General features: G+C 72.6%; 21 protein-coding genes. 9 read left to right on the top strand and 12 right to left on the bottom strand.

The window, feature by feature from the left end; translation table 11 throughout:
• Window positions 1-18 precede the first annotated feature (18 nt).
• Window positions 19-1,380, top strand: a complete 1,362-nt coding sequence (locus SPRI_RS39890; protein ID WP_310650499.1) for a hypothetical protein — start codon at window positions 19-21, stop codon at window positions 1,378-1,380.
• Between the two features lie 7 nt (window positions 1,381-1,387).
• Here SPRI_RS39890 and SPRI_RS28285 read toward each other — a convergent pair whose 3' ends face one another.
• Window positions 1,388-2,110, bottom strand: a complete 723-nt coding sequence (locus tag SPRI_RS28285) for a VIT1/CCC1 transporter family protein (RefSeq protein ID WP_005319132.1) — start codon at window positions 2,108-2,110, stop codon at window positions 1,388-1,390.
• 109 nt (window positions 2,111-2,219) lie between these two features.
• Here SPRI_RS28285 and SPRI_RS28280 point away from each other — a divergent pair, with 109 nt between their 5' ends.
• The 5 genes from SPRI_RS28280 (at window position 2,220) to SPRI_RS28260 (ending at window position 6,951) form a co-directional block, all read left to right on the top strand.
• Window positions 2,220-3,194, top strand: coding sequence for a DEDDh family exonuclease (locus tag SPRI_RS28280; RefSeq protein ID WP_053557455.1), 975 nt, complete (start codon window positions 2,220-2,222; stop codon window positions 3,192-3,194).
• Window positions 3,195-3,284: 90 nt separating this feature from the next.
• Window positions 3,285-3,518 (top strand): hypothetical protein, encoded by a 234-nt coding sequence (locus SPRI_RS28275; RefSeq protein ID WP_005319131.1) that lies wholly within the window; start codon window positions 3,285-3,287, stop codon window positions 3,516-3,518.
• Window positions 3,519-3,590: 72 nt separating this feature from the next.
• Entirely contained in the window at window positions 3,591-4,376 is a 786-nt protein-coding gene (locus SPRI_RS28270; protein ID WP_005319128.1) for an SURF1 family cytochrome oxidase biogenesis protein, read from the top strand.
• A gap of 30 nt (window positions 4,377-4,406) precedes the next feature.
• Window positions 4,407-6,191 (top strand): glycoside hydrolase family 15 protein, encoded by a 1,785-nt coding sequence (locus SPRI_RS28265; protein ID WP_005319126.1) that lies wholly within the window; start codon window positions 4,407-4,409, stop codon window positions 6,189-6,191.
• A 4-nt stretch (window positions 6,192-6,195) separates the two neighbouring features.
• Window positions 6,196-6,951: an SDR family oxidoreductase gene (locus SPRI_RS28260; RefSeq protein WP_005319124.1), complete on the top strand. Its 756-nt coding sequence runs from the start codon at window positions 6,196-6,198 to the stop codon at window positions 6,949-6,951.
• A 158-nt stretch (window positions 6,952-7,109) separates the two neighbouring features.
• On the opposite strand, the gene amaP is transcribed toward SPRI_RS28260, so the two are convergent.
• Genes amaP through SPRI_RS28235 form a run of 5 tightly spaced genes read right to left on the bottom strand, consistent with a single transcriptional unit; the run spans window position 7,110 to window position 9,486 of the window.
• Window positions 7,110-7,688, bottom strand: a complete 579-nt coding sequence (gene amaP, locus SPRI_RS28255; protein WP_053557454.1) for an alkaline shock response membrane anchor protein AmaP — start codon at window positions 7,686-7,688, stop codon at window positions 7,110-7,112.
• A gap of 15 nt (window positions 7,689-7,703) precedes the next feature.
• Complete coding sequence (locus SPRI_RS28250; RefSeq protein WP_005319120.1) at window positions 7,704-8,396, bottom strand: DUF6286 domain-containing protein; 693 nt, start codon at window positions 8,394-8,396, stop codon at window positions 7,704-7,706.
• Entirely contained in the window at window positions 8,393-8,782 is a 390-nt protein-coding gene (locus SPRI_RS28245) for an Asp23/Gls24 family envelope stress response protein (protein WP_238996259.1), read from the bottom strand. The genes SPRI_RS28250 and SPRI_RS28245 overlap by 4 nt, the downstream gene beginning before the upstream one ends.
• 6 nt (window positions 8,783-8,788) lie before the next feature.
• Complete coding sequence (locus SPRI_RS28240; RefSeq protein WP_005319117.1) at window positions 8,789-8,980, bottom strand: hypothetical protein; 192 nt, start codon at window positions 8,978-8,980, stop codon at window positions 8,789-8,791.
• Window positions 8,981-8,991: 11 nt separating this feature from the next.
• Window positions 8,992-9,486 (bottom strand): Asp23/Gls24 family envelope stress response protein, encoded by a 495-nt coding sequence (locus SPRI_RS28235; protein WP_037775046.1) that lies wholly within the window; start codon window positions 9,484-9,486, stop codon window positions 8,992-8,994.
• Between the two features lie 92 nt (window positions 9,487-9,578).
• Here SPRI_RS28235 and SPRI_RS28230 point away from each other — a divergent pair, with 92 nt between their 5' ends.
• A complete protein-coding gene (locus SPRI_RS28230) occupies window positions 9,579-10,250 on the top strand; it encodes a hypothetical protein (protein ID WP_053557452.1) in 672 nt (223 codons plus the stop codon).
• Between the two features lie 252 nt (window positions 10,251-10,502).
• Here the strand turns inward: SPRI_RS28230 and SPRI_RS28225 are convergent, their stop codons facing one another.
• The 3 genes from SPRI_RS28225 to SPRI_RS28215 all read right to left on the bottom strand — a co-directional run bounded on the left by SPRI_RS28225 (window position 10,503) and on the right by SPRI_RS28215 (window position 13,650).
• On the bottom strand, window positions 10,503-11,294 hold the full coding sequence (locus SPRI_RS28225) for an enoyl-CoA hydratase/isomerase family protein (protein ID WP_005319115.1): 792 nt from the start codon (window positions 11,292-11,294) through the stop codon (window positions 10,503-10,505).
• Window positions 11,295-11,443: 149 nt separating this feature from the next.
• Window positions 11,444-11,665 carry a helix-turn-helix domain-containing protein gene (locus SPRI_RS28220; RefSeq protein WP_005319113.1) on the bottom strand — a complete coding sequence of 74 codons (222 nt, stop codon included), beginning with the start codon at window positions 11,663-11,665 and terminating at the stop codon, window positions 11,444-11,446.
• 386 nt (window positions 11,666-12,051) lie between these two features.
• Entirely contained in the window at window positions 12,052-13,650 is a 1,599-nt protein-coding gene (locus tag SPRI_RS28215) for an ABC-F family ATP-binding cassette domain-containing protein (protein WP_005319111.1), read from the bottom strand.
• Between the two features lie 349 nt (window positions 13,651-13,999).
• On the opposite strand from SPRI_RS28215, the gene SPRI_RS28210 reads away from it, so the two are divergent.
• A complete protein-coding gene (locus tag SPRI_RS28210) occupies window positions 14,000-14,407 on the top strand; it encodes a VOC family protein (RefSeq protein ID WP_037775043.1) in 408 nt (135 codons plus the stop codon).
• Window positions 14,408-14,441: 34 nt separating this feature from the next.
• Here SPRI_RS28210 and SPRI_RS38940 read toward each other — a convergent pair whose 3' ends face one another.
• The 3 genes from SPRI_RS38940 to SPRI_RS28195 all read right to left on the bottom strand — a co-directional run bounded on the left by SPRI_RS38940 (window position 14,442) and on the right by SPRI_RS28195 (window position 18,310).
• On the bottom strand, window positions 14,442-15,830 hold the full coding sequence (locus SPRI_RS38940; RefSeq protein ID WP_078951306.1) for a hypothetical protein: 1,389 nt from the start codon (window positions 15,828-15,830) through the stop codon (window positions 14,442-14,444).
• 90 nt (window positions 15,831-15,920) lie between these two features.
• Window positions 15,921-17,042, bottom strand: coding sequence for an alpha/beta hydrolase (locus SPRI_RS28200; protein WP_053557451.1), 1,122 nt, complete (start codon window positions 17,040-17,042; stop codon window positions 15,921-15,923).
• 602 nt (window positions 17,043-17,644) lie between these two features.
• Window positions 17,645-18,310 (bottom strand): class II aldolase/adducin family protein, encoded by a 666-nt coding sequence (locus tag SPRI_RS28195; RefSeq protein WP_037775040.1) that lies wholly within the window; start codon window positions 18,308-18,310, stop codon window positions 17,645-17,647.
• Between the two features lie 210 nt (window positions 18,311-18,520).
• Here SPRI_RS28195 and SPRI_RS28190 point away from each other — a divergent pair, with 210 nt between their 5' ends.
• Window positions 18,521-19,744: an inorganic phosphate transporter gene (locus SPRI_RS28190; RefSeq protein ID WP_005319101.1), complete on the top strand. Its 1,224-nt coding sequence runs from the start codon at window positions 18,521-18,523 to the stop codon at window positions 19,742-19,744.
• Window positions 19,745-19,756: the final 12 nt, after the last annotated feature.

Raw genomic sequence — 19,756 nt, 5'->3', positions numbered from 1 at the left:
CTGGGCGCCAAGGCGGCGGTGGAGGCCCGCGACTTCGGGGTCCTGGTGCAGAACGCGCACGACGACCAGTGGGACGACGTGGTGCAGATGGCCGTCGGCCACGCCCGCGTCGAGGAACGGGCCCGGCTGCTGCGGCAGCTGTTACGCCGCGCCGACCGGGCGCAGCGCCACCGGCACCGTCTGGTGCTGCTCGCCGCGGCCTGTCTGGAGCACGCCCCGGAGCTGGACCCGGAGATCCGCGCGACGGTGCAGTCACGCACGCAGGAACTGCTGCCCCCGCGCACCCAGGAGGACGCGGCGCAGCTGGCCAAGGTCGGCGAGCTGGTGCTGGAACTGCTGCCCGGCCCTGAGGACCTGGAGGAGTACACGGCGGCGGCCGTGGTGCGCACGGCGGCCCTGATCAAAGGGGACGCCGCGTTCGAGGTGGCCGCGCGGTTCCGGGAGGACGCACGCCTGTCCGTCGCGTTCCAGGTGTCGACGGCGTGGGGCTCCTTCGACACCGAGTCGTACGCCAGGGACGTGCTGGCCGCCGGTGCGTGGGACACCTCGTACCTGCATGTCCAGACCCCCGAACAGCTCCACGCGCTGCGGCACATACCGAAGGCCCGGCGCCTGCACGTGGCGGGCGACCACCACGACCTCACTCCGCTGCTGGCGGTGGAGGACCCCGAGTGGCTGTTCCTCTACGAGAACGGCGTGGTGGACGACCTCACCCCGCTCGCTTCGTTCCGGCGGCTCACGGAGGTCGGTCTGAGCCGGTGCCCCGAGCTGCGCGACCTGCGGCCCCTGGCGCGGCCCGGACTCGAACACCTCGCGCTCTGGGAAGTCCACCCGGAGGTCTCGATCGAGCCCCTGCGGGACATGCCCGACCTGCGCAGCGTGATGCTCTCGCAGCCCCTGCTCATCGAGAACCTGGCGGAACTGCCGGTCGGACCGTGCCTCGTCCACCTCGGGCTCCACCACCAGACCCGCTATGTGAGCCTGGAGGGCATCGAGCGGTGGCCGCTGCTGGAGACGTTGTCGATCGCGGGCCAGTCTCAGCTGCGTCAGCTCTCGCGCCTGCCGCTGCCGCCCACGCTGACGAGTCTGAGCCTGTACGAGCTCGACCCCCTCGACCCGCGTCCGCTCCTCGGCCACTCCACGCTGCGGCGGCTGTACCTCTGGCGGTGCGAACTGCCGCACGGTCTCGGCCTGCTGCGCGACCTGCCGGCGCTCACCTCCCTGGAGCTCTCGCAGTGCTCACCGTCCGGAGCGCCGGTCGACGTCGCCCCGCTCGCCGCGATGCCCGGACTGAGGATCAGGGTCACCGACGACACCCCGGTCGTCGGCCTCGACCGCTTCCCGCCCGACCGCGTCGAGGTGAAGCGCGTCAGGACCTGACAGCGTCTCAGACCCCCGCCGCGTCGAGCGCCGAACCGGCGGCGTACGTCACCGCCATGGCGAGCGCCCCGCCGCACACGTTGCGCAGGACGGCGGGCCCGGCCGCGGCGGCGCCCAGCCGGGCGCTCCACCAGCCGGTCAGCGTCAGCGCCGCCAGCACCGAGAGGACCGTGACGTACAGGCGGGCGGATGCCGGCGGCAGCATGATGGCCAGCAGCGGCAGCAGCGCACCGGCCGTGAACGCGAGGAAGCTGGCGACCGCCGCGTGCCAGGGGTTGGCCAGCTGGTCGGGGTCGATGCCGTGTTCCACCCGCGCGTGCGCGCGCAGCGCGTCCCGGTCGGTGAGCTGTACGGCGGCCTCCCTGGCCACCTGCTCCGACAGGCCGCGGTCCGCCAGCATGCGGGTCAGCTCGTCCAGTTCGGCCTCCGGCTGCTCCTTCAGCTCCCGCTTCTCCACGGCCAGCGCGGCCATCTCGGAGTCCCGCTGCGTGGAGACGGACACGTATTCGCCTGCCGCCATCGACATCGAACCGGCGAGCAGTCCGGCGAGTCCGGCGGTGAGCAGCGCCGGTTGCGAGTCCGTCGCACCGGCCACTCCGACGACGACGCCCGCCGTCGAGACGATGCCGTCGTTCGCCCCGAGTACGGCGGCGCGCAGCCAGTTGAGGCGGGTGCCGAGCCCACCGGTGGGCGCCTCGTCGTGACGTTCGCCGCCCGTCGCTTCACTCATCCGGGGAGCCTTTCACGCACGGAAGTTGGGGACGGGGAGCCACACCGCGGGCGCGGGGGCGGTGGGGGCGGCCCAGGGGTGTCGGTGCCTGCCCGTATTCTCTGTGACCATGCTCGACGACCGTAGGACCGCAGCGACGACGTGGCCGGCCGCGTACCCACAGGGGTACGCGGTCGTCGACGTGGAGACCACCGGCCTCGCCCGTGACGACCGGATAGTGTCGGCTGCCGTCTACCGCCTGGACACCCACGGGAACGTCGAGGACCACTGGTACACGCTGGTCAACCCGGAGCGGGACCCCGGACCGGTGTGGATCCACGGTCTGACGAGCGAGGCGCTCGAAGGCGCCCCGCTGTTCGGGGACATCGCCGGCGAGCTCTCCGCGCGGCTCGACGGCCGGGTCCTGGTCGCGCACAACGCCACCTTCGACTGGTCCATGATCGCCAGGGAGTACGCGCGTGCGCGGGGCGCTGCGCCGACCCGGCAGCGGCTGTGCACCATCGCGCTCGCCAAGGAGCTGCGGCTCCCGCTGCCCAACCACAAGCTCGAGTCGCTGGCGGCGCACTACGGCGTCGTGCAGCAGCGTGCGCACCACGCCCTGGACGACGCCCGTGTGCTCGCGGAGGCGTTCCGGCCGAGCCTGCACACCGCAGCCCGTGACGGTGTGCGGCTGCCGCTGCTCGAATGCCGGCCGCTGACGGAGTGGTCGGACGCTCCCGCGGCCCCGCGCGTGGGCTACCAGTCGTCGTACGGGCACAGCAGCTGGCGGCCCTCGCGGAAGCGGCCGCCGTGCCCGTTCCCCAACCCGGGGAGGTACGAGCCGGGCGGGCAGCTGGTGCAGGGCATGCGGGTCGCCTTCTCCGGCGACACCTCCGTGGAGCGTGAACTGCTCGAGGACCGGGCCGTCGAGGCGGGTCTGCACGTCGCCACGAGCGTGTCCCGGCTCACGAGCCTGCTGGTGACCAACGACCCTGACTCGGCGACGTCGAAGACCGTCAAGGCCGCGTCGTACGGCACACCGGTCGTCGACGAGGGCGCCTTCACCCAGCTGCTGCGGGACGTCGCCCCCGCGCCGGAGGCGTAGGCCGGACGGGCACCCGCATCGGAGTGAACCGGGCGCGACTCGCCCGCCGCCCGCTCGCCCGGGGCGCCGAAGCGTTTCACCCTGTGGCGCATGGCACGTTGTGAGGTTTGCGGAAACGACTACGGCATGTCCTTCGAGGTGCACGCGCAGGGCGCGGTGCACGTCTTCGACTGCTTCTCCTGCGCGATCCACCGTATGGCCCCCATCTGTGAGCACTGCCGGGTGCAGATCATCGGCCAGGGCGTCGAGGCCGAGGGCCACTGGTACTGCGGAGCCCACTGCGCCCGCGCCGAGGGGAGGGCCGGCATCGTCGACAGGGTGTGACCTGCGCCCGGCCGGGGCCCGGGCGGGGACCCACCGTCCGAGGCCCCGCGCCGAGCAGGTACGGTCGAAGCCGTGTACCGCTTCCTGTTGTCCCGGCAGTGGGTGATCCTCACCCTCATCGGCCTCGTTCTCATCCCCACGATGATCGAGCTGGGCTTCTGGCAGCTGCACCGGCACGAGCGCAGGGTCGAGCAGAACGCCCTGATCGCACGGAACCTCGAGGCGGAGCCGGTGCCGATGGAGGAGCTCACGTCCCCCGGGCACACCGTCCCGCGCTCGGACTACTGGCGGCAGATCACCGCGACCGGCACCTTCGACACCGACCACGAGATGGTCGTCCGCCGCCGCACCAACGCCGACGACCGCGTCGGCTTCCACGTGCTGACCCCGCTGGTACTGGCCGACGGCCGCGCCGTCCTCGTCAACCGTGGCTGGGTCCCCGCCGCCGCCGACCAGAAGGCTTTCCCCGAGGTCCCCGCCGCCCCCTCGGGCACCGTGACCGTCACCGGCCGGCTCAAGGCCGACGAGACGACCGGCGCCAGCGGCATCAAGGACCTGAAGGGTCTGCCGCCCCGCCAGGTGATGCTGATCAACAGCGAGCAGCAGGCGCGGCTGCTGGACCGGCAGGTGCTCGGCGGCTATCTGGAGCAGACGGCGCCGAAGCCCTCGGGCGGCAGCCCCGAGATGATCCCGACCCCGGACCACGACTCCATCGGCGCTCACATGGCGTACGCCGTGCAGTGGTGGCTGTTCGCCGCGGCGGTGCCCGTCGGCTGGGTGATTCTCGTACGGCGGGAGAGGCGCGACCTGGCGGCGGCGGAGCGGACCGCGCCCGAGCCCGCTACCGCGGCTGCTTAGCCTTCTCCTCCGGCGGGAACACGCCAGAGCGTGACCCAACGTATCGAGGACTACGCCCTCATCGGCGATCTGCAGACCGCTGCGCTGGTCGGCAAGGACGGCTCCATCGACTGGCTGTGCCTTCCCCGCTTCGACTCCGCCGCATGCTTCTCCGCCCTCCTCGGCGACGAGGAGAACGGCCACTGGCGGATCGCGCCCAAGGGCGCGGGCGCCTGCACCAGCCGCCGCTACGTCGGCGCGTCACTGGTGCTGGAGTCGGTGTGGGAGACCCGCACCGGCAAGGTACGGGTCCTCGACTTCATGCCGCAGCGTGACGAGGCACCGGACGTCGTCCGCATCGTCGAGGGCCTGAGCGGCACGGTCGAGATGGCCGGCACGCTGCGGCTGCGGTTCGACTACGGCTCCGTGGTGCCGTGGGTGCGCCGCGCGGACGGCCACCGGATCGCCATCGCGGGGCCCGACTCCGTGTGGCTGCGCAGCGAGCCGGAGGTCAAGACATGGGGTCAGCACTTCAGCACCTGCTCGTCGTTCACGGTCGAGGAGGGCGACAAGGTGGCGTTCGTCCTCACCTGGCACCCCTCGCACAAGCCGCGGCCCGCACGCGTCGACCCGCACGAGGCCCTGGAGCACTGCCTCCAGGACTGGGAGACCTGGTCGTCGAAGTGCCGCTACCAGGGCCCCTACCGTGACGCCGTGCTGCGCTCCCTGATCACCCTCAAGGCACTCACGTACGCCCCCACCGGAGGCATCGTCGCCGCTCCCACGACGTCCCTGCCCGAGGACATCGGCGGCGTACGGAACTGGGACTACCGCTTCTGCTGGCTGCGCGACGCGACCCTCACCCTGAGCGCGATGGTGTCCGTCGGCTACCTGGACGAGGCCGCGGCCTGGCGGGACTGGCTGCTGCGGGCGGTCGCCGGAGACCCGGCCGATCTGCAGATCATGTACGGACTGGCCGGCGAACGCCGCCTGCCCGAGATGGAGCTGGACTGGCTCAGCGGCTACGCCGGTTCCGCGCCGGTCCGCGTCGGCAACGACGCCAGGTCCCAACTGCAGCTCGACGTCTACGGCGAGGTCATCGAGTCCCTCTACCTGGCCAGGGAGGCCGGTCTCGCACCCGAGAGGCACGCCTGGAACATCCAGCTCAGCCTGCTCGGCTTCCTCGAGACCAAATGGCGCGAGCCGGACGAGGGCCTGTGGGAGGTCCGCGGTCCGCGCCGCCACTTCGTCCACTCCAAGGTCATGGCATGGGTCGCCGCGGACCGCGCCGTGCGCACCCTGGAGAGCGACCCGTCGCTGCGCGGCGACACGGCACGCTGGCGGGCGATGCGGGACGACATCCACCGCGAGGTCTGCGAGAAGGGCTTCGACCCGGCCCGTGGCACCTTCACCCAGTCGTACGGCTCCAAGGAGCTCGACGCCGCGGTCCTGCTGATCCCGCGCGTCGGCTTCCTGCCGCCGGACGACCCCAGGGTCGTCGGCACGGTCGACGCGGTGTGGCGGGAGCTGGGCAGCGGGCCGCTCGTACGCCGCTACACGCCGGACGCCAACCATGTCGACGGACTGCCCGGCCGCGAGGGCGCGTTCCTCGTCTGCTCCTTCTGGCTGGCCGACGCGCTGCGTATGACGGGCCGCGAGCAGGAGGCCCGCGAACTGTTCGAGCGGCTGCTCGGCCTCTGCAACGACGTGGGTCTCCTCTCCGAGGAGTACGACCCCGTGACGGGACGGCACCTCGGCAACTTCCCGCAGGCCTTCAGCCACATCGGCCTGGTGACCACGGCCCTCGCGCTCACCGGGCAGAGGACGGCAGGATAGGGCCATGGATCTTGGACTGAAGGACCGTGTCTACATCGTCACCGGCGCTTCGAGGGGCCTCGGCAACGCCTCCGCGCGGGCGCTCGTCGCCGACGGCGCGAAGGTCGTCCTCACCGGGCGGGACGAGAAGACGGTCACCGACTCCGCGGCCGCGCTCGGCTCCGCCGCGGTGGGCGTCGCCTGTGACAACGCCGACCCCTCCGCCGCGGAACGCCTCGTCGCCGCCGCCCGGGCGCACTTCGGCCGCTTCGACGGCATCCTCATCAGCGTCGGCGGTCCCGCGCCGGGCTTCGTCGCGGACAACACAGACGAGCAGTGGGCCGCCGCCTTCGAGTCGGTCTTCCTCGGCGCCGTGCGCCTGGCGCGCAAGGCCGCGGCCGAACTGAACGAAGGCGGCGTCATCGGTTTCGTGCTGTCCGGTTCCGTCCACGAACCCATCCCCGGCCTGACCATCTCCAACGGCCTCCGCCCGGGCCTCGCGGGCTTCGCCAAGTCCCTGGCGGACGAACTGGGCCCGCGCGGCATCCGCGTGGTCGGCCTGCTGCCCTCCCGCATCGACACGGACCGCGTCCGCGAACTGGACGCCCTGTCGGGCGACGCGGAGGCGGCCCGCAGGGCCAACGAGTCGGCCATCCCGCTGCGGCGTTACGGCACGCCGGAGGAGTTCGGCCGCACGGCGGCGTTCCTGCTCTCGCCGGCGGCGTCCTATCTGACCGGCCTCATGCTCCCGGTCGACGGCGGCGCACGCCACGGCTTCTGACGCGCGCTTCCCCCTCCCCCTGCGGCCCGGCGGCCGTGGGGGCCGAAAGCGGGCCCCGCCCGAACGCGGCAGCGCGCTCCGCGCGGCGTCGCGGGGGCTCCGCCCCTGACCCGCCGACGGGCTCGGGCATCCGGCGGGTGTCCGGGGCCCTCGGGGCGTCACGACACCCGACGGGCCCGGTGCCTCGCCGCCCGGAGGCGGACCTCCGTCGGCAGCGCCTCCAGGCCGGCCGAGTCCCTGGCGTGCGCGACCGCCTCGTCGGAGAGGCGCGCCAGGGTCTCGCCGGGCGAGGCGTCCGGTTCCAGGTGCAGCGCCACCCGCGCCTCGGGCGCGTTCCGGCGGCCCGTCAGCAGGACGGACGCGCGGGAGACGCCTTCCAGCGACGCCGCCTCGTCCTCCAGGACACCCTGCAGCGCCCGGCCCCTCAGCAGCGCCCCTTCGCCGTCGCCGCTGTCGACCAGGACCTCCGCGAGCCGTGCGCGGCGCAGTTGGGCGAAGAACCACCACATCGCGAGGATCAGCAGCAGCGCCAGGACCGCGATGACGACCGGCCACCACCAGCCCTCCTCGCGCCAGCGGGTCCGGTCGGCGTCGCTCAGCAGTACGTCGTACCGCCCGTCGTAGGGCCACCACGACGGGACGGAGAGGCCCGTGCCCGCCGCGAGGACCGCACCGCCGACGCACAGCAGGACCAGCCCGGCGAGGCCGAGGAAGACCCGGTTGACGGCTCGTAGCATCCCCTGCACCGTTCCTCACCTCTTCTTCGCGGGCGGTCTGCCGACGTGCACGGCGAGGTCCGGGGGTCTGGCGAGGCCGAGTTCGTGCAAGGCGGCGCCGAGTGCCTCGTCGAGGTCGGCGCGGACGTCGTCCAGGTCACGGAAGTGCGCCCGCGCCCGTACCGACGCCTTGGAACGGCCCATCCGGACCTGTACCGACTGCACGCCGGAGACCTCCATCGCCCGGTCGCGGAGTACGAGGGCCGCGGCCTCACGGCGCAGTCCTGCCCGTACATGAGGCCGGTCCCGGCGCATCGGCAACAGCGCCCGCATCCCCGGCGTCACCGCGAGGAGGATCAGCCACAGGCCCAGCAGCATCGCCGCGCCGGCCCCGGCGAGCACCGCGATCTCGTCGAGGCGCCACTCGGCGAGGTGGTCGGCGAGCGCCCGCCGCCAGCGCATAGCGGGCCGGTCGGCCCGCACGGCAGCGACGTCGTAGAGCAGCAGCCCCGCGCCTCCGACGACGACGAGGGCGACCAGCGCGGCGGGCACCCGGCGCACCGACCAGAAGCGGCGGACCCTGCCGCCGTCGCCGTCCTGGTCCGCCGCCGGGTTGTACTCGGAGGCGGAGGCGGACTGGTCCAGTTCGAGAACGGGCCGGGGGGAGCGCGCTTCCCGCTCCTGCGGGGCCGGCTGTCCGGGGCCCGTGGGCCTGTCGGGTTCGGTCATCGGATCCTCCCCTGCGCCGCGCCGCGCGAGAGGGCGGAGTGCAGCCGTTCGACGTGCACCGCCACCTCGGGGACCTCCATCCCCGCCAACGCCTTTACCCGCTCCACGACATGCCGACGCACGGCGCCGCACTGGGCGCCGATGTCCGACGGGTACTCCAGCTCGAGGCTGAGCCGCACCCGGGCCGTTTCGTGGTGCACGACGACCATGGCGTGCGGCGGCGCGCCGCCCTCCGGTGCATCGGGGAGCGCTTCACGCGCCGCCCGCGCGGCGATCTTCGCGACCACGCGGTCGGCGATCGCGGTCGACCCCCGGTCCGCGGGCGGCACCCAGCCTGCGGAAGCGTCACGACCGGAGGCGCCGGCCACCGCGACAGGGTCTGCCACGGCGCGTCACCGCCGCCCGTCGCCACGCTCGCGGCCCCGGAAGAAATCGCCGACCTCGAGGTCGCCCTCGAGGAACCTGCCGACCACGAAGCCGACCACCCCCAGAGCGGCCACCAGCACGAACGCCCCGAAACCGCCGAAGTATCCGGCGAACCCGAGTGCCATGCCGGCCATCAGTCCGACCACCGCCATGCTCATGTTGAGCTCCTCTACTGAATTCGAGGCTCCGGCTCTTCCTCTTCCTCGTCCGGCAGCTTCACGTCGCTGACGGCGATGTTCACCTCGACGACCTCGAGGCCTGTCATCCGCTCGACGGCGGAGACGACGTTCTCCCTGACCGCGCGGGCCACGTCGGAGATGGACACGCCGTAGTCGATGACGATCTCCAGGTCGATCGCGGTCTGTACTTCGCCGACCTCGGCCTTCACGCCGCGTGTGACGTTGGACTTGCCGCTGCCCGGCACCCGGTCGCGCACCGCGCCGAAGGTACGGGAGAGCCCGCCCCCCATCGCGTGCACGCCGAGAACGTCCTTGGCGGCCAGCCCGGCGATCTTCTCCACCACTCCGTCGGCGATGGTCGTACGGCCGCGGGATCCTGGCTCCGGCAGGCGCTTGCCTCCCGAGCCCCTTCGGGCGGCGTCGCTGGAACCTGAGAGTTCGTTTCCGGATGTCGTGGGCAGACTGCGCCCAGGTGTTTCGGTCATCGCCGTGGTCCTTTCCGGGCGGGTGACGGCCCCGTTGCCCACATTAGGTGCCCTTGCCCACATTCGCGCCAGGGATGCGGCAGGCTGGACGAATGACCACTTCGGATGCGGTTCTGCGGCGGGTACGCGGTGCGCTGGGCCTCGGCAGACTTCTCCCCCTCGGCGGCCCGGCGGACGCTGCGTGGCTGTCGGAATCGGCCGCCGCGGCGGTCCTTCGCCGTGCGGCGGAGTCGGTGCCGTCGGCGGCCCTGAACGACGTCAGGGTGTCCCTGGCGGACCCGGAGGCGGCGGAGCCCCCGACCGCGCCCATGCCACCGGCCGCCCTGTGGCCGGGCCCGCTGCGCATCGACGCGGGGGTGTCGGTCTGGGACCTCACAGAACCGATTCCGGCGCTCACCGCGGCGCTGCGGGCGGCGTTGTTCGACGCGGCGGCGGAGGAACTGGGCCTCACGGTCACGGTGGTCGATCTGCGGGTCGACGCTCTTCTGGACGCGGCACCCGAGGAACGCGCGGCGCCCGGAGCCCCGGCGGCCGTCGAACCCTCCGAACCGGTGGGCACGGCCGCGGCCGCGACGGTGGGCGTGGCACACCTGACGGGGACGCTGGGCGCGGCGGTCCATCACGCACCGGACCACGTCCGCGTGGAACTCGCCACGGCGGAGGGGCACCGCGCGCTGGACGTGGCGCGGGCGGTACGGAGGGTGGTGGCGGGGGTGCTGGAGGAGGACCGTGCGGTGACGGTCGTGATCACCGCGACGGCTTGACCGCTGCGCGGCGCTGCCCCCTCCCCGCCTCTTCCCGTGACCGGGCTCCGCCCGGACCCGTCCACCGCGCAGCGCGGGTGGCGCGGGGCGCCGGGGCGGCGCCCCGCGCCTCGAACGCCGGCGGGGGTCGCCCGGAAGGCCCGGGTCGTCTCCGCCGACGGGCTGGATCCGGCGCACCGGCGATGCCGGCCCGTCCGGCGTTCGAGGACGCCGCGTGCAGCGCGGTGCCGGTCCGGGCGGAGCCCGGTTGCGTCAGTCCGCGAGGCCCGCGAGGTCGCGCAGGCGCCTGCCCTGCGCGGCGCGTTCTGCCGCGCGCTGTTCGTCGTACGAGCGGCCCGCCGCTCCCCGCAGCAGTGCCTTCGTCTCGTTCACCGCGTCCCGGGGCGCGGCGAGCAGCGCCGCGGACAGGTCGCGTACCGCGGCGTCTAGTTCCTCGCCGGGGACGACGAGGTTGGCGAGGCCCGTGCGCTCGGCCTCTTCCGCGTGGACGAAACGGCCGGTCGCGCAGATCTCGAGCGCGCGGGCGTATCCGACGAGCGACACCAGGGGGTGCGTGCCGGTGAGGTCGGGCACGAGTCCGAGGGCGGTCTCGCGCATGGCGAACTGCACGTCCTGCGCGACGACCCGGAGGTCGCAGGCGAGGGCGAGCTGGAAGCCGGCTCCGATCGCATGGCCCTGTACGGCCGCGATGGAGATGATGTCGTTGCGGCGCCACCAGGTGAACGCCTCCTGGAACTCGGCGATGGACGCGTCGATCTCCGCGTCGGTGCCGCGAGCCAGGTCGATGAAGGACGGCTCGCCGTCGAAGCCCTCCGGTGTGAAAGCCTGCCGGTCGAGGCCCGCGGAGAAGGACTTGCCTTCGCCGCGCAGCACGACGATCCGCACGCTGCCGGGCAGTGACCGTCCCGCCTGCGCCAACGCCCGCCACAGCGCGAAGTTCTGGGCGTTGCGCTTGTCCGGGTTCGTCAAGGTCACCGTGGCAACCGCGTCTTCGACGGTGAGCCGTACGCCGTCCTTGTCGAGTACAGGGTCGAGCGAAGTCATGAGGCGCCTCCGGTTCGGTGCAGTCTGGCTCGGCCTTCGAGTCAAGAAGGTAAGCTACTGCACAGTAACCGCCCGGCCGGCCGTAGGACCGACCAGGTGGTCACCGTAGGTACCGATGAACCGGAGGAGCAGCCTCGTCGACGGGACCGTCAGGCCGAAGCGGCCTTCTTGCCTCGCGTCGCTCCGCCACGTCCCCGCAGGACGACTCCGGACTCACTGAGCATCCGGTGGACGAATCCGTAGGACCGACCGGTCTCTTCGGCCAGCGCCCGGATGCTTGCACCGGAGTCGTACTTCTTCTTCAGGTCTGCCGCGAGCTTGTCGCGCGCGGCGCCGGTAACCCGGCTGCCCTTCTTCAGAGTCTCGGCCACCCGTGCCTCCTCATGGGAAGTGCGCTCTGGACTTCTCATGATCACCCCTCCCGGGCGTCCTGGCCACCCATTCGACAAGGTCAGTACGGAACGCTTTGGGGTGCGCCAGGAGGCCACCATGAACGGAATGCCACATTCCGATCGGTACTTGATCCACGCATTCACGGCCCGCTACGGAAAAGGCCAGCTCAGAGCCGCCGGAAGGAGAGGCGTCCGCCGGGGCGCCGCCGATGGGGGTCCACCAGTCGCCACGCCGCAATACGAGACGCCCTCACACAGATGATGGATCACTTGTAGGCCGAATGATCCATGCGGAGATCCATACGAAGATCGTAGAGGGGTGGATCGACGGATTCCGGCGCTCTGCCGGAACCCGTCGCAGGGCCTCAGGCCAGGGCCACCAGGTCCGCGTAGTCCGCGCCCCACAGGTCCTCGACACCGTCCGGCAGCAGAATGATCCGCTCCGGCTCGAGCGCCTCGACCGCGCCCTCGTCGTGCGTGACGAGGATGACCGCGCCCTTGTAGGTGCGCAGCGCCCCGAGGATCTCCTCGCGGCTGGCCGGGTCGAGGTTGTTGGTGGGCTCGTCGAGCAGCAGGACGTTGGCGGACGAGACGACCAGGGTGGCCAGCGCCAGCCGGGTCTTCTCACCGCCGGAGAGCACACCGGCCGGCTTGTCGACGTCGTCGCCGGAGAAGAGGAACGAGCCCAGCGTCTTGCGCACCTCGACCAGATCGAGGTCGGGCGCGGAGGAGCGCATGTTCTCCAGGACCGTGCGGTCGGGGTCGAGGGTCTCGTGCTCCTGGGCGTAGTACCCGAGCTTGAGGCCGTGACCGGGCGTGACCATGCCGGTGTCGGGCTTCTCGACGCCCGCGAGGAGGCGCAGCAGCGTGGTCTTGCCGGCGCCGTTGAGGCCCAGGATGACGACGCGCGAGCCCTTGTCGATCGCGAGGTCGACGTCGGTGAAGATCTCGAGGGACCCGTACGACTTGGACAGACCCTCCGCGCTGAGCGGCGTCCTGCCGCAGGGCGCCGGCTCCGGGAAGCGGAGCTTGGCCACCTTGTCGGCCATCCGGACGTCCTCGAGACCGGCCAGCAGGCGCTCCGCGCGGCGGGCCATGTTCTGCGCGGCGACGGTCTTGGTGGCCTTGGCGCGCATCTTGTCGGCCTGCGAGTTGAGGGCGGCGGCCTTCTTCTCGGCGTTCTGACGCTCGCGCTTGCGGCGCTTCTCGTCCGCCTCACGCTGCTGCTGGTACAGCTTCCAGCCCATGTTGTAGACGTCGATCTGCGAGCGGTTCGCGTCCAGGTAGAAGACCTTGTTGACGACGGTCTCCACGAGGTCGACGTCGTGGGAGATCACGATGAAGCCGCCGCGGTAGGTCTTCAGGTAGTCGCGCAGCCAGACGATCGAGTCGGCGTCGAGGTGGTTGGTGGGCTCGTCGAGCAGGAGCGTGTCGGCGTCCGAGAACAGGATCCGGGCGAGTTCGACGCGGCGGCGCTGACCACCGGAGAGCGTATGGAGGGGCTGGCCGAGGACCCGGTCGGGCAGGCCGAGCGCGGCGGCGATGGTGGCTGCCTCCGCCTCCGCGGCGTAACCGCCCTTGGTGAGGAACTCGGTCTCCTGGCGCTCGTACTGGCGCATGGCCTTGTCGCGGGTGCTGCCCTGGCCGGAGGCGATGCGCTCCTCGTTCTGCCGCATCTTGCGGATCAGGGTGTCGAGGCCGCGGGCCGACAGGATGCGGTCGCGGGCGAGGACTTCGAGGTCGCCGGTGCGCGGGTCCTGCGGGAGGTAGCCCACCTCGCCGGAGCGGGTGATGGTGCCGCCGGCGGGGATGCCCTCACCCGCGAGGCACTTGGTGAGGGTGGTCTTGCCCGCTCCGTTGCGGCCGACGAGGCCGATGCGGTCGCCCTTGGCGATGCGGAAGGAAGCGGATTCGATGAGGACGCGCGCGCCTGCGCGCAGCTCGATACCGGATGCGGTGATCACGGGGGAAAACTCCAGGGCGGTATGGACGGCGGAAGGGACGGGCTGCAGACGCTTCTACGCCGTCTAATGCACAAGGAGAATTGCCATACGGCCCAGTCTAACGGGACCGTGCAAGTGTTTTTCCGCCGCCGGACGGCGGCCCGGGAGGCCCGCGGTGCGCCGTGCGGGGCCACGGCGCGGCGGAGGCGGCGGGCCGTGCGGGGCCGCGGTGCCGGTCCCGCCACCTCACCGGCCCGGGGACGTCCTGCCGCCGCGCGACACGTTCCGCTGAGGCCCGTTGTCGGTGGCGGGTGCCAGACTGAGACGCAGATCACATCCGAGTCGTCGAGCAAGTGAGGGAGCGATCGGGATGCCTCAGTCGCCGAGCATCTGTCCGACCCTGTTGTACGCGGACGCCAAGGCCGCGATCAGACAGCTCACCGAGGCCTTCGGCTTCGCCGAACACGCGGTGTACGAGAACGAGGACGGCGGCGTGGTCCATGCCGAGCTCACCTACGGCAACGGCATGGTGATGCTGGGCAGCAAGGGCACCGGCAGCCAGTTCGACAAGCTCATGGAGGGCGCCGGGCCGACGGGGGTGTTCGTCCATGTCGACGACGTCGACGCCCACCACGGCAGAGCGGTGGAGCACGGCGCCGACATCGTGATGCCGCCCACCGACCAGGACTACGGCTCCCGCGACTACATGGTCCGCGATCTCGAGGGACACATCTGGAGTTTCGGCACGTACACACCGGGGGCGGCGGAGGCCTCGTAGACCCCACCGCCCCCGCGGTCGTGGCCCGCCGGGGTCAGACGCCGCCGGTGTGCACCTGGAACGCGGCCCTGCGTACCGCCTTGGCCAGGGCCGGGTCCGGGTGCGCCGCTGCCAGGGCGACCAGGACCTGGACCGTACGGGGATGGCCGCCCGCCCGGACCGCCTCGAGCAGCGCGGGGACCGTGCCCTGCACAGCGGAATCGAGATGGCGGAGCAGCAGCTGCGGCTCCCCGTGGTCCGCGACGGCCGCCGCGGTGTCCACCCACAGCCAGGTCGCTTCCTCGCGGGTGAGGACGTCGGCCGCGTCCTCCGGGTCCGCGCCCTCGTGCTCGGCGAGCCACAGCAAGGCGTAAGGGCGAAGGGACGGTTCGGCGGCGGCCGCTCGGATCTCGGTCTCTGCGGGCGCGCCGACCACGCGCAGCGCCTCGAAGGCGAGGCCGCGCAGCAGGGCGTCCTCGCCGCGGGCCACGGTGAGCAGTTCGCCGACGGCGCTGGAGACGGTGCGTGCCGCGAGCCACGCGCGGTACTCGGCGCGGGCCGGGCCGGGGGTGAGGCGGGCGCAGCCCCGGAGCATGTCCTCCGCGGACTGCTCGATGTTGCCCGCGGGGCTCTGGGCGGCGACGCAGATCTGCTCCAGCTTGACCCAGACCGCCCAGTTGCCGAGCGGCGTGAGGGTCGCCTGGCCGTGTTCGAGGGTCAGGGCGCCGACGGCGGACAGGCCCTCGAGCGCCCAGTCGAGGAGGGCGGCGACGGGGGCCTCTTCGGTGCCCGATCCGGTCGGCGGTTCGGGCGGGGCGCCGTAGGGGACCTCGCAGCGTTCCTCGCGGAGCTCGGCGACGCGCTGCTGGAGCAGGTCGAGCAGAGCGGGCGTGAGCACGGGGCCGGCCGACAGCTGGAGGAGGGAGAGCACCTGGGGCACCGCCTCGACCACCTCGGCGACCGCCGCGGGTGCGACGTCGCCGGGGGCGGGGTGGATCAGGGACCAGGCGTCGAAGAGGGCGACCCAGCCGCGGAGCACGGCCATGTCGTCGCGGTCCCAGGCACGCAGCCGCCAGCCGGGGCGGACCGTGTCGCCGTGCAGTTCGACGAGACCTGCGAGACGGGCGCGGTCCCAGCCGGCCCGCACCCCGTCCATGGTCAGGCCCAGTGCGGCGGCGGCCCGTTCCTGGGCGCCGACCCCGAGCGGTGTGGTGCCGAGGTCGTGGTCGGCGGCCGCCCAGCGGGCGATGCGGGCGGCGTCGGCGAGGACGGCCCGCGCCTGGCGCGCGAGCTCGGCCGGGGCGGGTGTGCCCTCCGGAGGCCGCGGCGCGGGACGGGTCCGCCGGGCCGTCACGGCCCGTCCCGCGGTGGCCAGTGACCGCGAGCGGACAAGACGGAGTCTGGAGTTGCGCGCCAATTGCTCATCAGGCTTTCGGGACGTCACGGGGTGCAGTCTTCCCGTTGACGGCCCGAAAGCCCAAACGGAACCTGGCGGGCGGCTCGGGACGGCCGTCCCGAGCGGGTCGTACACGCGTCACATGAGGGGGGTGAGGAACCGCCGGAGGACCTCTTCGTACCCCTTCGGGTCGGCGTTCCACATCGCGGCGTGCGGTGCCCGCGCGACCGTGTGGAGGGTGACCAGATCGGGGCGGCGGGCGGCGAGTTGGCGCGAGCCGCGCCAGGGCGCCAGGGTGTCGTCGGGGCCGTGGTAGATCAGCGTCGGGACGGTCAGCGACCGCGGGTCTCCGGCCTCTGCGAGGCGGTCACCGTGCGCTCCGGTACGGCCCTGGGCGGCGCGGACCGCGAGCGGGAGCAACGGGGCAGGGGTCCTGCGGGCGGCGGCCAGTGCGCGCACCGTGGCCTCCCACTCGAGGACCGGCGAGTCGAGGACGACGCCGCTGATCCGGTCCCGCAGACCGGAGTTGGCGGCCGCGTGGAGCGCCATGGAGGCGCCGACGGACCAGCCGTGGAGGATGACGCGCTCGGCGCCGTAGCGCACGGCGTGACGGACGGCGGCGTCGAGGTCGCGCCACTCGGAGTCGCCGAGGTGGCCCAGCCCGTCCGGGGGCCGTGGGGCGCCGGAGTCCCCCCGGTAGGCGAGGGACAGCACCGGGAACTGGAGGGTGTGCAGGAGGCCCAGCACGTTCATGGTGTGTTCCCGGGTGGTGCCGAGCCCGTGCACGGCGATGACCCAGGTGGAGCGCGGGCCGGGCACGAACCAGGCGGGAAGCGCGCCGAGTTCGCCCGGGACGAGGACCTCGGAGTGCTCTATGCCGAGCGCTCCGGCCGGGTCGCCCCGGTGCACCTGCGGAGTGAGCCGCACCTTGGTGCCGGGCTCCAGTGCACCCTCGGTGACGCGCACCAGGCGGCGCACGACCGTGTCCGCGTCGTGCGGGACGCCGCCGAGCACCTCCCCCACGACCGCGTGGACACCGGACCCTTCCAGCCCGTACGTGCCGGGGCGCAGCGAGGCCAGGCTGCGGGTCAGGACGACGGCGCCGGGGGGCGTGCCGTGGACGGTGAGCCGGGGGTCGCCGGGCAGGGGCCTGGCCGCCCGCAGGGCCGCGTGGCTCGCGTAGCGGCCGGCCGCGACCGCGGCCGCGCCGACTCCGATCAGGGTGGTGACGGCCGCTGCCGTCGCTGTAGCGGGACGCACGTGTACCAGTGTCGGGGCGGGTGCGGGAGGGGGCCAGTGGGCGGGGCCGGGCGTGTTGCGACGCCGCGGGGTGTTCCCCGGCCCTCATCTACGGCCCGGCGGCTGTGGGGACCCGCTCTCCTCGCACGGGGGCAGGCCTGCGCCCCCACCCGCGACCGTGCTGCACGCGGTGTTCCGGGGCTCCGCAGCCGTACCCCCGCGCCTCGATCGCCGGCGGGGCAGGACATACCTCCGCGCGGAGGAGGCTCTCGCCGCCCACCCCGCCCCGGCCGGGCCGGAGCCGCAGCCCGGCGGGGTGCTGGGGGCCGGCGGCAGGGCCGGGCCCACCGACGGAGCTGGTACTGCCCACGGAGCGCGGAGCCGCCGGCGGAGGCGGGCCCGCCGCCGAAGCCGACGCCCTCAGGCAGGGACCGACCACCGAGCGCCGCCGGAGCCGCCGGCAGAGCCGGCTGCCACCGGCTCTGCCGACCTCGTCGCCCGCGCCGGAGTGGGCCGCCGGTTGAGCCGGAAGTGGAACCCCCGGGCCATAGGACTGGAACGGCACTGCCGAAGACCGTCGGGGTCGGGGGCCTGGACCGGTTTCGGGGAGGGCGGCTCAGGGGCTAAGCGGGGGGTTGGCCGTAGGTGTGGAGCCGGCGGGCGGCCTCCGCGAGCTGGGGATCCGAGAGGAGTGTCGGGGTGCGGCCCGGGACGGAGGAGGCAGTCAGCCAGAGGCGGCACATCCATTCGAGCTGGGCCGTGCGGTCGTACGCCGCTGACAGGGTCGCGCCGTAGGTGACCGTCCCGTGGTTCTGGAGGAGGCAGGCCGTGCGGTCGCGCAGGGCGTGGAGCATGTTCCGGGCCAGTTCCTCCGTGCCGTACAGGGCGTAGGCCGCGACGCGGACCGGGCCCCCGAGGGCCGCGGTCATGTAGTGGACCGGTGGCAGCTCGGGGACGAGCGTGGACACCGCGGTGGCGTGCACGGCGTGCGTGTGCACGACGGCGAGGGCGTCGGTACGGCGGTGGACCGCGAGGTGGAGCGGCAGCTCGCTGGTGGGCCGCAGGTCGCCGAGGACCTGTCTGCCGTCGAGGTCGACGGCGACGGTGTCCTGCGGGGTGAGCCGGTCGTAGGGGACTCCGCTCGGGGTGACGAGGATCAGGTCGCCGACCCGTACGGAGACGTTGCCGGAGGTGCCCACCACCAGGCCTTCCGCCGCCGTTCTGCGGGCGGTGTCCACGAGTTCCCGCCATGCGCGTTCGACCGCGCTCTGCCGCGCCTCATCAGTCATGCCCGCGATCCTGTCAGGCGGGGCCGCCGGGCACGGGGACACGGAGGGTGTTCGAGTGGCTGCGTGGAGCGCCGCGGGGGTTCGAAAACGGACAAGCGGAATCAGCCGGCACCACTTGGGGACACCGCAACGCCCGACCCAGTTCACCTTCCGTTCATCCAGGTTGCTTACGGTCCTCGCGTCAATGACGTCAAACGATTGCCTGGGTAAATGGAACACATCACACTGCTGCTCGCGATTGTGATCGTGACAGCTCTCGTGTTCGATTTCACGAACGGTTTCCACGACACCGCCAACGCGATGGCGACGACCATCTCGACCGGCGCTCTGAAGCCCAAAACCGCGGTGGCCATGTCCGCCGTTCTGAACCTCGTCGGCGCTTTTCTCTCCGTGGAGGTCGCCAAGACGATCTCCAGTGGACTGGTCGACGAATCAGGCATCACCCCTGAAGTCATCTTCGCGGCGCTCGTCGGCGCCATCCTGTGGAACCTGCTCACCTGGCTGGTGGGCCTGCCGTCCAGCTCGTCGCACGCCCTCATGGGCGGTCTGATCGGCGCCACGGTCGCCTCGGTCGGCTTCGGCGGCGTCAACGGCGGCGTCGTCGTCACCAAGGTCCTGATCCCGGCCGTCGCCGCGCCCGTCGTGGCCGGTCTCGCCGCGATGCTGGCGGCCCGGCTGACGTACAAGATCGGCAAGAACACGGACCCGAAGGCCACGGCCAAGGGCTACCGCGCCGGACAGATCGCCTCCGCGGGCCTCGTCTCCCTGGCGCACGGCACCAACGACGCCCAGAAGACGATGGGCATCATCACGCTGGCCCTGGTGGCCGGCAATGTGGTCGCCCCCGGTTCCAACCCTCCGCTGTGGGTCATCGTCTCGGCCGGTGTGGCGATCGCGCTCGGCACCTACCTCGGCGGCTGGCGCATCATCCGCACCATGGGCAAGGGCCTCACCGACCTCCAGCCGCAGCAGGGCTTCGCCGCCCAGACCAGCGCGGCCAGCGTGATCCTCGCCTCCTCCAACCTCGGCTTCTCGCTCTCGACGACGCACTCGTGCTCCGGTGCCGTCATGGGCGCCGGGCTCGGCCGCAAGGGCGGTGTGGTCCGCTGGTCCACCGCCACCCGGATGTTCGTGGCCTGGGGTCTGACCCTGCCGGCCGCCGGTCTCGTCGCGGCGGCCTCCGAGTACGTCACCAAGCAGGGTGACTGGGGTGTCGCGGCCGTCGCCGTCTTCCTCGTCGCCTCCTGCGTCGCGATCTGGTTCATCTCGCGCCGCCAGGTCGTCGACCACACCAACGTCAACGACGTGGAGGAGGAGCCCGCGGGCGTCGTCACGACCGCCATCGCGGCCGTCACCCCGCCGCCCGCCGGCGAACTGAAGGCCACCATCCCGGCGCCGGCCGAGCCCGAGTCGCCCCGTCCGGCCACGGTGTAAGGAAGAAACAGC

The sequence above is a fragment of the Streptomyces pristinaespiralis genome, from assembly GCF_001278075.1.
Taxonomy (GTDB): Bacteria; Actinomycetota; Actinomycetes; order Streptomycetales; family Streptomycetaceae; genus Streptomyces; species Streptomyces pristinaespiralis.
The sequence above is the reverse complement of the archived record's forward strand: the minus strand, read 5'-3'. Positions and strand labels throughout refer to the sequence as shown.